Source organism: Nostoc sp. PCC 7107 (genome assembly GCF_000316625.1).
Lineage (GTDB): Bacteria > Cyanobacteriota > Cyanobacteriia > Cyanobacteriales > Nostocaceae > Nostoc_B.
Window position 1 is genome coordinate 1,718,371 of the sequence record NC_019676.1, and the last position, 15,985, is coordinate 1,734,355.

The following is a 15,985-nucleotide window of genomic DNA, read 5'->3' on the forward strand; positions in this document are numbered from 1 at the left end:
TTTTCGTCAGCATTGCTACTTGTTCAGAGAATCGCTCAATTGAGTACCTGTGTAATTGGGAACCCAACCCTCCGCTGAGGGAAAGTAGCGCACAGCTTTAAATTTTAACGCTGCTGTCAGACTACACCAATGCTCCACACCAGCGGGGATAGAAATGTAGTCTTGAGATTGAACTAAAAGCTGTATTTGGCTACCATCTGGTCTGACAAAGCCAAAAATCATCTCTCCAGCTAAGACATACAAGGGTTCAGCCGCAGTATGTGTATGGTAACGACTATATGTATCCAGCAGCATCTTCAGATTAGGCACACCTGGATGCACATTCAGCAAATCACACCAGAGTGAACCATTTTCTTGTTGGAGAAATTCAAAGACACTGTTATGCAAGTCCACAATGTAGTCTTTCTCGAAAGCATTTAAAACATCCTGTTCTAGAAGATTGGCGAATAGCAGCGATGTTCCTGGTTCATAATGCTTGAGATACACACCAACAGGCGCAAGTTCACGCACTATCTCACTTAAATCGCTTTCGACTATACCATTTTCTAGTAATAGGATCGCCATGACAAAAAATTTATAATTAACTGTTAAAAAATTATACTCAAATTTAGCCAAATAAACCGCAATTACCTATCGACATATTGTAGTATTTGTATATCTTATATAAATATAGAATTGTATATAAACATACACTAAAATCGAACTATTCTAGATTTTAAATCAAACTAACCAACACAAATTATGGATGACGACATTTTGAAAATGCCAATATCAGATATAGTAATTGATTTAGCGTATCTACGATTTCTTGCTTTCTGCGATAGAATAACCATTGTGGCAAGTTATTCTGACTAACATAACTACTACAGTTTAGGGATTAATTTTAAGCAGCCAAATCGTCTTGAAGTAAGTCAAGTTAGAGAAAATCACAGAATATACTTAAATGAGTCAGACTACGTTAAACTCATAAGCTCTGATTTTTTACCATTAAAACTTGCAAGATTTTAATAGCACTATCACGAGGAATATCTAAAGACTGATATAAATCGGTTAAAAAATTTTTTTCTTCTTCTGTGACTATACTTTCAGTCATTACCAAATCAGCAGCGACAGCGAAAGCGACTTCTCTGAGTTCTGGTGATAAAGATTCTTTAGCTGCATTAAATAAAGCATTAAAACCATCATGACGAAGAATGTTGAGGTTTTTTTCTAACAAATTCTCAATGAAATCTTCGGAATAACTGCTAAAAAGCTTGAGTCGTGACAACACAGAAGATATATTACGCACTTGTTGCTCTGAAAGCAAATCATCTGAAGTAACTGCGACCAAAGCAATAGCAGCAAAAGCTTCAGCCGATGTCAATTTTTCTGGGGCTTGGTTTTCTCTCCCCAAAATTGTGTCTAATAAATTCATGGTTTTTGCTCCTGGATTTGGGTCTCAGTAGCGTACAGTTACCTGTAGGTTCTGAACTTGCAGGTAGTTCTGCAACGCTGTGAGACTTTCAAAATCTAGTGTTCCCAGGATTTCTTTATGTCGAACATTTACTTGCACTTGGCGGTTTTTGGCAAGTAGTCAACCTTCAAGGTCAAAAGTTAGCGTTCTCCTGTTTTTTCAATTGTTTCTATCACTGCCAATCCTATACCAGAAGCTGCGATTAGCAGGACTGCTGATAGCAAATAGGCGTTAGTAAGCATCCGAAGGGCTTCATCAAAGAAAATATAGGTGGTCATTGCGTCACCTTTGAACTCTGTGTGGCTAGTGGTAATTATTTTTCAACACGCTGACTATGATTCCCGTTGAAAAATTCCTAGCAATTGCATCTTAACAAAACTTTAGCTACTAAGTCAGAGTTTTCTAAATTTTTCTTTCTGAAGATTCTGTAAATTCCAGCAGAATTTGGTAAATAAAAATACGGAAAATTTTTATTGTAGAAAATTATGCTGTCTAAATAACCGCAAAATTAGCTATTCAATCAGTAAGCTAAATAACATATAACGTTTATTTTTGTATAACTTTCAGTTGCTAAATAAGCATAAAATCCCTCTTTTAACAGCAATATAGCCGTTAAAAATACATAATATTGTCAATTACATACTGATGAGAAAAGTTGTGGTAAATTTATTTTTAACCTTTAACTGTTTTTTCAATAAATTTTTTGATTAGTTCATTACTACTAGGAATACAAAAGATGATTAGACTACTAGTCGTAATTCTGAACCAATTTTTGTAAAGAATTGTAAACAAAATTGAGATCAACGGCTGTCATTGAAGCGATAAACCTGGATTTGCTAAGATTTCCAGTGCGTAAACATTGAAACAGAGCAACTTTTCACTACCATGCCAACATCAACAATTGACGGTAAAGACGCAGCAGCTATCCAAGCCGCAAGAGAAGGAGTGGCTGTGTGCGATCGCTCTTTTTGGGGACGCATCCGCGTTGCAGATGACGACCGCATCCGCTTTTTACACAATCAAACTACTAATGATTTTCAAAGCCTAAAACCAGGACAAGGCTGTGATACTGTGATGGTCACACCCACTGCCCGCACAATTGATTTAGTGAGTGCATACATTCTTGATGATGCAGTACTGCTGCTAGTCTCGCCCCATCGCCGAGAGTTTTTAATGCAATGGCTAGATCGCTACATCTTTTTTGCTGATAAGGTGCAATTAACCGATGTCACAGAAGAAACTGCAACCTTTAGCCTGATTGGCCCAAATAGTGATGCCATTATAGAAAAATTAGGTGCTAGGGCAATTATTGGTCAACCAGACAGCAATCATTTGTTAGTTGATGGTGGTGTGATTGTGGCTGTGGGTAGTGGCTTGGCTTCGCCTGGATATACCCTAATTCTGCCAGCTACTGAGAAACAAAAAGTGTGGCAGCAAATTTTAACATTTGGGGCTGTAGAATTAAGCGATCGCGCCTGGGATACGTTACGCATTATTCAAGGAAGACCAACCCCCGATGCCGAACTAACAGACGATTACAATCCCCTAGAAGTGGGTTTATGGCAGACTATTTCTTTAAATAAAGGTTGTTACATAGGACAAGAAACCATTGCACGGTTAAATACCTATAAAGGAGTCAAACAAAACCTTTGGGGAATTCGCCTCAGCGCCCCGGTGGAAGTTGGTAGTGCGATCGCCCTTGGAGAAGAAAAAATCGGTAAACTTACCAGTTATACCGAAACCAGTGAAGGTTACTTTGGACTTGGTTACATCCGCACCAAAGCTGGCGGTGTTGGTTTAAAGGTAAAAGTCGGCGAAGTTGATGGTGAAATTGTGGACATCCCATTTATCTCTCATGAGTATCCACAGTAACTAAACTATTTTAATCAGTGAACAGTTATCAGTTATCAGTTATCAGTCTCTTATTTGACCTCGACTGAAACCTACCACTTTATAGAAGTGGGGGACTGTGACCCAAGGATAAAAAATCATTCTTCACTTTCTGCCTCAACTGCCATATACCAGTTGTCATAGGTTCTAATTAATTCTGGTTGTACCTGCTAAAAAATAACTTGGGAACGTTGTTTGAATGTTTCTCGTTTAGCATTCCATTGAGCTTTTTGTTCTTCCGTCCACTGAATTTCCGGAAATATTCTTCCCCGACGTAAGTATGAGTAGACTTTGCTTTAGTCATGGGAATTATTTAAACGGAATTTTGTTGCGAGTAGTGACTAACTGGACTGTAAAAGTAGATCCTTCATCTAGTTTACTTCTCACAGAAATAGAACCTCCACAGCGCCACAATAACCGTTTAACAATAGTTAAGCCTAATCCAGCACCACTCAAGTCCTCAGTGGTTCCTGAACGCACCCGATAAAAGCAGTCAAAGATTTTGCCAATTTCGGTTTCCGCAATGCCAATACCTGTATCACGAAATTCTAACTGTACGTAATCTCCTTGAACACGCGATCGCACCCACACTTGCCCACCTTTAGGGGTAAATTTAATGCTGTTATGTAGCACATTAATTACTATCTGTTTCAGTCCACCTGTGACACACCAAACGTCTGGTAGTTCTGTAGGTACAGTGTAGGCCAGCATAATACCTTTTTCTTGAGCTACAGGCTGGTAGGTGCTAACTACTCCGGGGACGATATCCGCTAGACGGACTAATTCTAGGCTTGTGGCTTCTAAATTATGTTCTAGATTGACAAGATCTAATAGACCTGTGATGAGGATACTCTGGCGATCGCACTGAGTATTCAGCATTTGTAAATATCGTTGTCGCTGGGGCGGTTTAAGTGTGGGGGAATTTAACAGCGACAATGCTGTTTTCATGTGTGTTAAAGGTGTCCGCAGTTCCTGACACACACTGCTTAAATAATCATCTTTGAGTTGCTCTTTATTTTGCAGCTTTTGATTTTGGACTTGTAATTTTGCAATACGTTTATTAGTAATTTGACGTTGAATGGAATTTTGGCGTTGGAGTTGTTTCGCCAATAGTTGACTGATGAGTGCTGGTTCGGTTGTACTTGGGTAAATCAACTCAGCCGGAAAAACTTCAGATGATTCCGGTGCAGCCACCTGTTTTAGACTATCTAAAACTTGCTGAATTATTCTCCCTTCCATTGTCATTACCGCTAGTAATGACGGAATTTTACTGGACTTGCTTTTATTAGAGTGGCGATTTTGATTTCTTTTTCGTGGTCGCCGCGCCACAATTAAACTACAAAATTGCGGCGAGGATACTATGAAAAAGTATTCTCGCCGTAATTGATAGTTTGATAATAGTTGTACACAATTTGGCTGAGTTGGGATAGTTTCATCTGTAACTTTTTCTTCTTCCTCAGCATTTATTTTCTCTATTCGACAAATATTAATAACTCCAGTTCCATTCATCGCAGATTGATAACGTTTTAATTCTGCGTGCCAAATTTTTCCTGGTGGTAACTTAACCCAAAAAGTTGCGGGAATTTGCTGTTCAATCAATAAATCGATTTGCGACCGCAACAGCGATAACATACTCGCAGGATTGCTTGGCAATGGTTGAGGTGGTGTTTCCACTCCCAAAGCCAACTGATATACGGATAACTCCTTACGCAGAGAATCATTCATGAGTCAAGCACAACAAGGGAGAAATAATTATGTCATTGATTGTCAATTTCATGTATGTGATTTTTACAAAAAGACTACGTAAAATACATTAAGTTATAAACGGGCATAAAAGAGGAAGAAAGTATGAAGTATGAAGGATGAAACCATAGCTAATGTGAATTAGACGGTGAAATCCTGGCAATTTTGTTGATGATTCTAACATTATGGTTTTGGACGAGCCGAGAAACCTGATTCACAATTTCATACTTCATACTTCATACTTCACACTTCAGGTTTTCCTTGTCTGGACAATAAAGCCTCCCGTGCGTGTTCTCGGTCATCAAAGTGGATTTTTTCTGTACCGAGAATTTGATAGTCTTCATGACCTTTACCCGCTAACAATACTCCATCGCCGGGTAGAGCTTGTAAAATTGCGGTACGAATAGCTGTCGCCCGATCGCAAATTACAGTCGGTTGCACGGTGTCGGGGATTCCAGCTAAAACATCTTGCAGAATTTTTTCTGGGTCTTCTGTGCGGGGATTGTCGGAAGTGATAACAGCCACGTCTGCTAACTCTGCGGCGATTTTACCCATTTTTGGCCGTTTAGTGCGATCGCGATCGCCACCACAACCAAACACGCAAATCATTTTACCGGGAATAAACGGCCGTGCAGCTTTGAGTAAGTTTTCTAAGCTATCGGGGGTATGGGCATAATCCACAATCACGCTGATTTCTTGGTTTGGCTCAATTTGCACTCGTTCCATCCGGCCGGGAACACCAGGAAAATCACTAATTGCAGCGGCGATTAACTCTAAATCTAGTCCTAAGTGGAGAACTGCACCCACCGCAGCCAAAACATTTTCTAAATTATATTGACCAACCAATGGTGAGCGAAAAGCTACTTCACCCTTGGGTGTATGTAAAACACCGCTCACACCATTGGGCTGATAATTTAAATCGCTCATCCACAAATCAGCATGGCGATCGCTGACACTGTAACTCCAAACTTGTTCTGATGGTAATCGGGCGATTAATTGTTTACCGTAGGAGTCATCAGCGTTGATTACTGCCTTTCCTTTGAGATATTCGGGGCTAAATAACAACGCCTTCGCTGCGAAATAATCCTCCATATCGCTGTGATAGTCCAGATGGTCTTGGGTGAGATTGGTAAATACTCCCACCTCAAACGGACAACCCAAAACTCGGCCTTGCGCTAATGCGTGAGAACTGACTTCCATTGTGCCAAACTCACAACCAGCATTGACGGCGGCTGCTAACTGCTGTTGTAGTTCCACCGCAAAAGGCGTAGTGTGAATAGCAGTCTGCACAAAACCCGGCCAGCGAGTGTATAAAGTCCCCATCAAAGCCGTAGCGAGATGAGCTTTATTCAGGAGAAATTCAATCAGGTGAGTAGTGGTAGTTTTACCGTTAGTGCCGGTCACACCCACTAATTTGAGTTTTTGTCCGGGATAATCGTAAAAAGCCGCTGCTATTTGCGCGCAAGCTTGATTCATATCACTAGCACTAATCACTACAGCCTCCGGCGTGGGAGGATTTTTTTCGGCAGCTTCGGCAGAAACGATCGCCGCTACTGCACCAGAAGCGATCGCACTTGGCCAAAATTCGCCACCGTCTACCCGCGTTCCTGGCATTCCAATAAATAAATCTCCCTCACCGCAAGCATGGGAGTTAGTTTTTAACCCCTTAACTTCCGCATCTGCTAAATCAGGATTGTTCGGCAATTGTGCCACATTTCCTACTACTGCTAGTAATTCCCGCAATTTCATCTTGTGAACCTCGCCACACGCTTATCTTGGGCTTATTCTGCATCATTTTTTTTGATATTGGATAAATACTTACACAACATTTGCTGAATTTGCTGGACATTTGCACGGGGAGAAGGGCGTGGTAAAGGTTGTTCAAAAGCTTCTGCACCGGGGAGATTGGCTAAAACCAGCACTGGGACTTCATATTGATAAGCCAGTAACCAATCTTCATGAGTTGTAATGTCACGAATCTCTAACTCTACAGCCAGATTTTGCGTTGCTAAAATTTGTTCTAATTTTTCCTGTAAGCCCTCGCACAAATGACAACCAGGTTTACTGTATAAAATCAAGCGCATAAAAATTATGAAGTGTGAAGTATGTAGACGCTTTTAGCGGCTTGCCGCAGGCTAGTCTGAAATTCTTAATAATCCTAACTCAGCACTCAGTACCTTCAACTCAGCACTAGAAAAAAGCTGAATGGGGGTCATCTGCCTTCTAAGATGGACTATAGTCAGTTTTTGTGGAGTTTTGGGAATGACCGCAACAGATCCTGTAAAGTTAATGAAGCAAGAGGTTGGTAAAGCTGCCGCCCTACTAGTAAAATCAGGTTCAATTGTCGGTTTAGGTACGGGTTCAACAACAGCTTATACAATTCAGTATTTAGGCGATCGCCTCAAATCGGGTGAACTCAAAGATATTGTCGGTATTCCTACTTCTTTTCAATCAGAAGTATTAGCCAAGGAATATGGTGTACCTCTCACCACGTTGGATGCTGTTGACCACATCGATATCGCCATTGATGGTGCAGATGAAGTTGACCCCCAAAAGAATTTGATTAAAGGTGGCGGTGCCGCACATACCCGTGAAAAAGTGGTAGATTACTTAGCCAGTCAATTTATTGTTGTGGTAGACAGTGGTAAGTTAGTTGACCGCTTAGGTTCTGTGTTTGCAGTCCCCGTAGAAGTTATCCCAATGGCAATTACTCCTGTTACCAATGCCATTAAGCAACTTGGCGGTAAACCAGAACTACGTATGGGTATCAAAAAAGCCGGGCCAGTCATCACCGATCAAGGTAACTTTGTCCTTGATGTCAAATTTGACTCCATTGACGACCCAGTGAATTTAGAAAAAATCCTCAATAACATTCCTGGTGTGTTAGAAAACGGTATCTTCGTCAACTGTGCAGATGTCGTTTTAGTTGGCGAAGTAGTAGACGGTCAGCCAGTAGTCAGGCAGTTGTAAAAGGGTGTAAGGGTTTCAGGATGTAGGGGTGTAAGAGTTTTTATAGTTGATGCTTTTACACCCCATCCTTCCCTATTTTTTAATAGTCGATGCTTTACTCAGCACTCAGCACTCGAATTAAGCGTACTTATTAATTACCTTAGCAAAATCGGGTACAGCCTCTTCTATATAGGGTTTAACTGAACCTCTAAGTTTTTCATAAGTTCCCCGCACAATTGGCCGTGACACCTTCTTCGCTCTGGCATCAGTAATACTCAATAGTGCGTCTGCTGTGCGAGATTTATTTGTAGCAAGGTGCGCTACTGGATCACCATTTTGTACGCCTTCATTCCACATCGGATCAAGGGCTGTAAAGCAGTCTGGTAAAAGTTGCTCAACGGCGTAGGCGATATATCCTGGCTTAACTCCTTTCAACGCTGCATAAGCAGCTTTGAGTCCAATACCGCTAATTCCTGACTTAGAAGTGAGTTGTGTTTCTAACAGTTTGCAACAGTCATCAACAACCATTGCTCTTTTGTCTGAGTTTAAAAGTTTGTCGCTCAGTCCCATTTCACTCCTCCATAATGTTAAGGCGATCGCTGTTCTCTATTTTCCCAAGTTAAAGGGAAATTATAAGAAATGGTAACAGAGCCAGAGAGTTTTCGTGACCTTACTTATGTATGTTGACAGACTTTGATGCTTGTGGATTATTTCATGTTTAATCAAGTTATGTACTAAAACACACATACTCATCAGTAGTATTATTGCGATCGCTGTTTTGAAGAAATTTTCACCCAGAGACGCAGTGAGTAATGAGCGATTTAGGTTTTGGCAAATTATATAATTAGATAATTACTGGCAAAATTAAACATAAATCAATGACATTACTCAATGCACGTAATTTATCTTTAGAAGAAGTTCATCGTCTGTTCGGCTTTCAAAAACAGTACAATGATTCATTTTCTAACCTATTATCTTTAGAACCTCTGAGCCAAGAAGAGCAGCAAGAACTAAAGCAGATACAAAATGATTTTGATAGATATCTAAATACAGGGAAAGTTTCCGAAGGGCAGGTCAAGTTTCTTGCAGTTGCGCCTTTACTGAGGTTAGCTGGCTTTTATCGCTATCCCATAGAGATTGTTTTAGAAGAGAATGTTGCTGATATTGAAATAGAAGATGAAGACACGATAATTAAAGGCAGATTTGATATTTTAGCTGTTAGTAAAGCTAGATATACAAAACCTCAAGCATATTTCTGGCTGCTATTAATTGAATCTAAAAATAGTCAAGTTGATATATTTACTGGATTACCTCAATTACTAATTTATGCTTATAAAGGTTTAGATAATCAAAAATCAGCTTGGGGTTTAACTACTAACGGTAGAAGTTATCAGTTTGTTTATATAGAACAAGGAAACCCGCCAGTATATCAACTACTGCCGTTGTTAAATTTTATGGAATCGATGCGGGCAATGGAATTATTACAAGTTCTCAAAGCAATTTGTCAGTTATAAAGTCACATCTGTAAATTTTTTAATAACTCTGTTGTTTGCGATCGCTCCACCAAACTATTTGCACATAAAATACCAGAAGCGGCAACTGCTGGTACACCAATTCCAGGCATAGTGCTATCACCGACACGATATAAACCGGAAATGGGTGTGTGTGTACTGGGAAACATCCCTTTACCCGCAGTAATAGCCGGGCCATAGGTTCCCTGATATCTTCGTAAATAATGGCTATGAGTTAACGGTGTCCCGATCAGTTCCAACACTACACGTTCTCGAATATCTGGGATAATTCGCTCTAAGGCGCGATATAAAGTTTGGGCTTTCTCTTGTTTCTTGGCTTCATAACTATCATTTCGTTCCCAGCCAGCAAAGGGTTCTAGAGTGTAAGCATGAACTACATGATGTCCCTCTGGCGCGAGAGTTGCATCCCACACACTAGGAATAGAAATCATGCAAGTATTACCAGAGGTGGTGATATCTTGGTTGGAGTCGTGAACTACGACATGATGTCCTGTTAAATTTTCTAGTCCCTCGCCACGAATACCCAAATGTAAATGGATGAAACTATCAACTGCGGGTGTATGCAGTGCTGTTTGACGATAAGTTGCTGGTAAATCTTCAGGACGCAATAGTTGATTGTAAGTATCCCAAATTGTGGCGTTGGAAATAACAATCTGCGCTGACAGAATTTCCCCATTTTTTAACCGCACACCTACAGCTTTGCCAGATTCCACGAGAATTTGCTCAACGTGACAGCCTAAGCGTAACTTACCACCCCAACGTTCTAAACCATGCACCAAAGCATTGACAATTGCGGCACTACCCCCAACTGGGTACTCTACACCACGCCCCCGTTCACCCAACATAAAAGCAACTTCTGGGGCAATTGTGCCGTGTGCCTTTAAGCCAGAAAGCAGAAAACATTCTACATCGATCAGTCTGCGTATCCAAGGATCTTTTACAGTCGCATCCATCACAGTGCCAGCCGAAGACTGCACCAAAGGCAAATACGGTAAAATTTTACCAAGCGATCGCACATAATTCAGTAACACAAAAATTACCTGCCAATCAGCCCGTAAAGCCAAAGCTGGTATCTCTTTCATCCCCTCATACAAACCTAACAAGCGGGTGACAAAATCCTGAAACTCTGCTGCACCTTGGGGTGTAATTGTTTGTAACTCCTGATGCAATCTTTGAAAATTACTGTAAATTGCAATACTAGCTTCAGGAAAATGGTAGTGTCCTAAAGGATCATAGGGTATAACTTGAAGGGACTCCCCTAGAACATCCAAAACTTGTTTTACCGGGTTCAAACTATGGGTTCCTGACAGTCCACAATAAAAAGAGGGGCCAGAATCAAATTCAAATCCTCGTCGTTTAAAGCTATGGGCTGCACCACCGGCAATTGTATGGCTTTCACAGACAATTACCCGCTTGCCATACCGTGCAAGCAACGCCGCAGCACATAACCCGCCAATACCGCTACCGATAACTATGACATCGTTGTTTGTCATTTGTCCTATGTCCTTTGTCATTTGTCTAAATATTAATAAGTTTTGACTTTTGACTTTTAACTTTTGCCTTTTAACTTTTGCCTTTTGACTAATGACTGAACCACTAATTGAACTGAAAGGCGTTTCTAAGTCCTTTGGTAACAATAAGGTTTTAGATAATGTAGATTTGACAATTTACCGAGGAGAAGCGCTGGGAATTATCGGCCCTTCCGGGACTGGGAAATCGACAATTTTAAGAGTAATAGCAGGATTAACTAACCCTGATGAGGGTGAAATATATGTACAAGGAGTCCGGCGCGAAGGGTTGATAGAAGATAGTGCTGACCCAATTGGGATTGGGATGGTGTTTCAGCAAGCGGCGTTATTTGATTCGTTGAATGTGGATGAGAACGTGGGATTTTTACTGTATCAAAATTCCAAGTTACAGCGATCGCATATTCAAGCACTAGTCAAAGAAAAATTAGATATGGTGGGTTTACCCGGAATCAGTCATCTCTACCCTTCAGAACTTTCTGGTGGAATGCGAAAACGGGTGAGTTTTGCTCGTGCGATTATGTCCAACCCCGAAAATCCCAAAGAAGGGCCAGAAGTTCTACTTTACGATGAACCCACAGCCGGACTAGACCCCATTGCTTCGACAGTGATTGAAGACTTGATTCGTGATTTACAAAGTATGCACGGAGTTTGTAGTACGTATGCCATTGTTACCCACCAAGATAGTACGATTCGCCGGACAGCTGATAGACTAGTGTTTCTCTACCAAGGTAGAGTGCAGTGGCAAGGTACAGTTAATGACATGGATAGCACCGACCACCCATTAATTAGACAATTTGTGAGTGGGAGCGTGCAAGGGCCGATTCAGGTTGTTGGTTAGGTGGTTGGAGGAACAAATGCGAGAATTTATTACAAACCGCTTCACTTCTAGACGAATGCTGAGAGAAGGTTCAGTGGGTTTATTGCTCTTGCTAGGACTGGGTTCCTTTGGGGTGATTATTCTGTGGTTGAATGGAGTTAGTGCCGCACGTAGCTCGTATAGGTTCGTTGTCGAATTTGCCAACGCTGGGGGGATGCAAAGAGGTGCATCAGTTCGTTATCGTGGCGTGAAAGTCGGCAAAATTTCGGATATTCGCCCAGGGTCAAATGCGATCGATGTAGAAGTAGAAATTGCTCCAGCTGATCTAATAATTCCTAGTGATGTCAGCATTGATGCCAACCAAACTGGCTTGATTAGTGAAAGTATTATCGATATTACACCAAGAACATCACTTGCTACTGAAGTGAAAGCGAAACCTTTAGAGAAAGGCTGCAATACGAACTTAATTGTGTGTAATGGTTCTCGTTTAAAAGGTCAAATTGGTATTAGTGTTGATGACCTGATTCGCAGTAGCACTGAATTAGCTACTTTGTATAACGATCCAAAATTTTATCAAAGAGTTAACCGACTTTTAGAAAGTTCCGCCGCCGCAGCTACCAGTGTTGCAGCCCTCAGTCAAGATGCTAGAGGTTTAACGAAAGGCTTCCAAGGACAGCTAAATACATTCAGTGCAACAGCTAATTCTGTACAACGCGCCACAAATGAACTCACTGCATCTACTACTAAAACAGCAAATCAGTTAAGCGTAACTGCTAATCAATTTGGTGCAACAGCTAAGGAATTTGGCTTAACAGCGAATAAGGCCAATCGATTGCTGACTAACTTAGATGATTTAGTAACTACTAATCGTTCCTCTTTAGTTGGCGCTCTGAATAATATTACCGAAACCAGCAATCAATTACGCACTACTGTCACAAATTTGTCACCATCACTTAATCGCTTAACTCAAGGAGAAGTGATTAAAAATTTAGAAGCACTTTCAGCTAATGCAGCCCAAGCTTCTGCTAATTTACGCGATGCGACAAAAACTTTAAATGACCCTAAAAATGCTTTACTACTACAACAAACTTTAGACTCAGCTAGAGTCACTTTTGAAAATACCCAAAAAATTACATCTGATTTAGATGAATTGACAGGTGATCCCACTTTTAGAAAAAATCTGCTGCAATTAGTCAACGGCTTAAGTGGCTTAGTTTCTTCTACACAACAAATGCAGCAGCAAGTTCAGTTTGCCGCAACTTTAGATGCTATGAAATTAGCAGCTACCAAACAAAATGTAGTCTTTCCCACACCAGTTGCGATTGAACAGACAACTGTTGTCAAAGGTATAGAGAAACAAATTCAAACTTCCAATTCGGAAATTCAGAATTCTTCTCAAGAAAAGTTATTGCAGCAGCTACGAGAACATAGTAAACAAGAAAAACCAAAATAATAAATTAAGGTAATAATTCGGAATTTCAACTAATGACAATCTGCAATATTTATTTTTAATTGCACCAACTTACTAATACTAAGTTTCTTTCAGAATATAGTATTCTCACTCCCTACTCTCACTCCAAGTAGAGACGTTGTATACAACGTCTCTACAGCTTGACTGTAACTCGGTATGAATATAAAAATTGTCAACTGCTCAACTGCTATACATCTCAAGATATAGAAATAATATAATTTTTTCATTTAAATCTATTCTCAAGATAGTAGATATACTTTCCTCAACAACCTAATCTAGTTCTCGAAGCTATTGAACAAAATACTTTTCTTTAAATTCGAGGACATGATTTATGGCTAATGAAAAATTTAAAAAAGCAGTAGATTCATCTGAAAGAGCAGAAGTAGATACCTATGACAGAGGGATTGTTCCTGCTGAAACTGCTGCTCGTAAAAAAAGAGAGGGAGAATCATATAAAACATTACCCACAGAAAAAAGAGAAGCAGATGCTTCCACAAATGACCAAACCGATGCGGAAAGCATCCACACAACAGACGGTTACACTGTAGATAAAGAAGGGTTGTTAAATAACTACGCAGTGGAACCAGAAATGTACTATGAGGTTCCTGGTGATGCGCGTCAAGAAGTCGCAGAAGATAGCGCACAACGCGTAGAGGAACTTCAAGAAGTCAAAGAAGATAAGGAAGGCGAATTAACAGAAAAAGGTGACGAACGCGGTAGAGGCCCAGGAATAGTTTAGTCATTGAAGAATTTAGCAGCAATATTCTGACTCTTAAATTCCATGTGGATCACTCTCACTCGCCGATTCTTTCATAAAACTCCAACCGTAACCTCTCTTAAATTTTTTAAGAGAGGTTTTATTTACAGCACAGGACTTACGCAAAAATTCCCAAAAAGCTTAATTTATCGTAGACGCGAAGCGGCTTCCCGAAGGGTACCGCCAAGTCGCCTTCGAGTAGCGTCTCGTAGAGAAGAGCGCCAAGAAATCATAGACTCTGCGTAAGTCCTAACAGCAGTCGAAGTTAATAGCTAAAACTTTGGGATAACTAGATTTACAGTCAGCACTCAGCACTTTTATTGAGTGCAGCTTTCCCTAAAGATTGACAAATTACATCATTTTGTGGTGTGTGGATACGACTGCACAAAATATCACGATAGTGTCGCTCTAAAGGATTCTTTCTGGTTAATCCTGGATTACCGATAAGTTCTAAACCAATTTCTACAGCACGAATTGAATTAGTTGTGCTGAGATATTTTACAGCTTGTGCTTGTAATTCTACATTAGGTGCAGACTCGCCTTTGTCAAGTTCTTGTGCCAAGTTATAAATTAATGTGCGGTTAGCATATAGCAGTGCTTCGATTTCGCCTACCGCTGTTTGAAAGCGTGACAAACTGGCGAGTGGTGTTCCCAAATTTGACGGAGTGCGATCGCCCAGGTATTCTATTAACCAGTCTCGCGCAGCTGTGGCAACTCCCAAATACAATGCACTCAATGTCAAGCTGTTCCAAACTGCTGTTATGGGATCTGGTGGTGATTTAACACAGACAGGACGAATATCTAAAGCATATTCATCAGGAATTAAGACACTTTCTAAAATTAAATCATGGCTACCTGTAGCTCTCATTCCCAAATGATCCCAAGTTTCGACAATTTGTACCCCAGGTAAATCACGAGGAACTAAAAAATTCCCTACTTGCGGTTCATCTTCGGTTGTTTTTGCCCAAACCACAAAGTAGCTGAGAATTGGACTACCTGTTGTGTATTGTTTATGTCCGGTTAATAGCCAACCGTCTAATGTTTTTTGGGCTGTTGTCGCTGGTAAACCGCCTCTAGCTGGTGTACCTAACTCTGGTTCTACACGGGCGGCGTTGATCAGGGCGGAGTTGGCGATCGCTTCCCGACAAACTTTGTTGTATACTTCAGGATGCCAGGTACGGCTACGATTAGCCTTAGCGTGCTGTAAATAGTGCATATTCAACACTAAAGCCGTAGAAGCATCACCACAGGCTATCCCCTCAATAACTTGACAAATACTAGCCAGCCCTAAATCCTGTCCACCCAAATCACGGGGAATAGTTAAACCCAACAGTCCCGCTTGATGCAGAGCCGTAAAATTTTCAAAAGGAAATGAACCATCTTTATCATGCACTGCGGCGCGAGTCGCAAAATCTTGTGATAGGGTTTTAACTTGATCAAAAAGTGACAAAGAAGTTTCTAAGCCTTGATTTACAAAGGTTTCTAGTACTAGTTGCTTCATTTCCATTCCAGCTAAAAATTGATTTAAAATTACAGATAATAGTCAAAAAATCGCAAATAACTATGCACCCGATATTAAAAGTTGAGATTTCTGAACTCAGCATATCTGAGCGAATACAGCTTGCAGAAGATTTATGGGATAGCATTCTGACTGATAGTAATGCAGTGACTCTGAGCGAGGAGCAAAAACAAGAACTGGATAGACGCTTAGAACTACATCATCAAAACCCAACGCGGGGTTCAAGTTGGGAGCAGGTTAAGCAAAGACTGGGTTTGTCTCAATAATGTATCAGTTAATAGTTAGCCCAGAAGCAGAACTTGATATCCAAAATAGCTTTGAAAAA

General features: G+C 40.6%; 16 protein-coding genes. 7 read left to right on the forward strand and 9 right to left on the reverse strand.

All coding sequences use genetic code 11. The features are described 5' to 3' along the window. Positions 1 to 15: 15 nt before the first annotated feature. From NOS7107_RS07375 to NOS7107_RS28955, 3 genes are all read right to left on the reverse strand, one after another. Positions 16 to 564 carry an acireductone dioxygenase gene (locus NOS7107_RS07375; RefSeq protein ID WP_015112354.1) on the reverse strand — a complete coding sequence of 183 codons (549 nt, stop codon included), beginning with the start codon at positions 562 to 564 and terminating at the stop codon, positions 16 to 18. 400 nt (positions 565 to 964) lie between these two features. Next, complete coding sequence (locus NOS7107_RS07380) at positions 965 to 1,414, reverse strand: tellurite resistance TerB family protein (RefSeq protein WP_015112355.1); 450 nt, start codon at positions 1,412 to 1,414, stop codon at positions 965 to 967. Positions 1,415 to 1,593: 179 nt separating this feature from the next. Then, complete coding sequence (locus tag NOS7107_RS28955) at positions 1,594 to 1,731, reverse strand: hypothetical protein (protein WP_015112356.1); 138 nt, start codon at positions 1,729 to 1,731, stop codon at positions 1,594 to 1,596. 607 nt (positions 1,732 to 2,338) lie between these two features. Here NOS7107_RS28955 and NOS7107_RS07390 point away from each other — a divergent pair. Beyond that, on the forward strand, positions 2,339 to 3,325 hold the full coding sequence (locus NOS7107_RS07390) for a folate-binding protein YgfZ (RefSeq protein WP_015112357.1): 987 nt from the start codon (positions 2,339 to 2,341) through the stop codon (positions 3,323 to 3,325). 327 nt (positions 3,326 to 3,652) lie between these two features. Here NOS7107_RS07390 and NOS7107_RS07395 read toward each other — a convergent pair whose 3' ends face one another. The 3 genes from NOS7107_RS07395 to NOS7107_RS07405 all read right to left on the reverse strand — a co-directional run bounded on the left by NOS7107_RS07395 (position 3,653) and on the right by NOS7107_RS07405 (position 7,170). Then, the gene (locus NOS7107_RS07395; protein WP_015112358.1) at positions 3,653 to 5,068 is read right to left on the reverse strand and encodes a DICT sensory domain-containing protein; all 1,416 of its coding nucleotides are present in this window, start codon (positions 5,066 to 5,068) and stop codon (positions 3,653 to 3,655) included. Positions 5,069 to 5,329: 261 nt separating this feature from the next. Then, positions 5,330 to 6,835 (reverse strand): UDP-N-acetylmuramoyl-L-alanyl-D-glutamate--2,6-diaminopimelate ligase, encoded by a 1,506-nt coding sequence (locus NOS7107_RS07400; protein WP_015112359.1) that lies wholly within the window; start codon positions 6,833 to 6,835, stop codon positions 5,330 to 5,332. A gap of 32 nt (positions 6,836 to 6,867) precedes the next feature. Further along, positions 6,868 to 7,170 carry a glutaredoxin family protein gene (locus tag NOS7107_RS07405; RefSeq protein ID WP_015112360.1) on the reverse strand — a complete coding sequence of 101 codons (303 nt, stop codon included), beginning with the start codon at positions 7,168 to 7,170 and terminating at the stop codon, positions 6,868 to 6,870. 178 nt (positions 7,171 to 7,348) lie between these two features. On the opposite strand from NOS7107_RS07405, the gene rpiA reads away from it, so the two are divergent. After that, on the forward strand, positions 7,349 to 8,056 hold the full coding sequence (gene rpiA / locus NOS7107_RS07410) for a ribose-5-phosphate isomerase RpiA (protein ID WP_015112361.1): 708 nt from the start codon (positions 7,349 to 7,351) through the stop codon (positions 8,054 to 8,056). A 117-nt stretch (positions 8,057 to 8,173) separates the two neighbouring features. Here rpiA and NOS7107_RS07415 read toward each other — a convergent pair whose 3' ends face one another. Beyond that, entirely contained in the window at positions 8,174 to 8,605 is a 432-nt protein-coding gene (locus tag NOS7107_RS07415; protein ID WP_015112362.1) for a hypothetical protein, read from the reverse strand. 308 nt (positions 8,606 to 8,913) lie between these two features. On the opposite strand from NOS7107_RS07415, the gene NOS7107_RS07420 reads away from it, so the two are divergent. Continuing rightward, positions 8,914 to 9,549 carry a hypothetical protein gene (locus NOS7107_RS07420; protein WP_015112363.1) on the forward strand — a complete coding sequence of 212 codons (636 nt, stop codon included), beginning with the start codon at positions 8,914 to 8,916 and terminating at the stop codon, positions 9,547 to 9,549. A 2-nt stretch (positions 9,550 to 9,551) separates the two neighbouring features. On the opposite strand, the gene NOS7107_RS07425 is transcribed toward NOS7107_RS07420, so the two are convergent. Next, positions 9,552 to 11,060, reverse strand: a complete 1,509-nt coding sequence (locus tag NOS7107_RS07425; protein ID WP_015112364.1) for an NAD(P)/FAD-dependent oxidoreductase — start codon at positions 11,058 to 11,060, stop codon at positions 9,552 to 9,554. 91 nt (positions 11,061 to 11,151) lie between these two features. Here NOS7107_RS07425 and NOS7107_RS07430 point away from each other — a divergent pair, with 91 nt between their 5' ends. The 3 genes from NOS7107_RS07430 (at position 11,152) to NOS7107_RS07440 (ending at position 14,123) form a co-directional block, all read left to right on the forward strand. Beyond that, positions 11,152 to 11,934: an ABC transporter ATP-binding protein gene (locus NOS7107_RS07430; protein WP_015112365.1), complete on the forward strand. Its 783-nt coding sequence runs from the start codon at positions 11,152 to 11,154 to the stop codon at positions 11,932 to 11,934. 16 nt (positions 11,935 to 11,950) lie between these two features. Continuing rightward, positions 11,951 to 13,366, forward strand: coding sequence for an MlaD family protein (locus tag NOS7107_RS07435; protein ID WP_015112366.1), 1,416 nt, complete (start codon positions 11,951 to 11,953; stop codon positions 13,364 to 13,366). A gap of 349 nt (positions 13,367 to 13,715) precedes the next feature. After that, positions 13,716 to 14,123: a hypothetical protein gene (locus NOS7107_RS07440; RefSeq protein WP_015112367.1), complete on the forward strand. Its 408-nt coding sequence runs from the start codon at positions 13,716 to 13,718 to the stop codon at positions 14,121 to 14,123. 319 nt (positions 14,124 to 14,442) lie between these two features. On the opposite strand, the gene NOS7107_RS07445 is transcribed toward NOS7107_RS07440, so the two are convergent. Then, positions 14,443 to 15,642: an acyl-CoA dehydrogenase family protein gene (locus NOS7107_RS07445; RefSeq protein WP_015112368.1), complete on the reverse strand. Its 1,200-nt coding sequence runs from the start codon at positions 15,640 to 15,642 to the stop codon at positions 14,443 to 14,445. A gap of 62 nt (positions 15,643 to 15,704) precedes the next feature. On the opposite strand from NOS7107_RS07445, the gene NOS7107_RS07450 reads away from it, so the two are divergent. Further along, positions 15,705 to 15,926 (forward strand): addiction module protein, encoded by a 222-nt coding sequence (locus NOS7107_RS07450; protein ID WP_015112369.1) that lies wholly within the window; start codon positions 15,705 to 15,707, stop codon positions 15,924 to 15,926. Positions 15,927 to 15,985 lie beyond the last annotated feature (59 nt).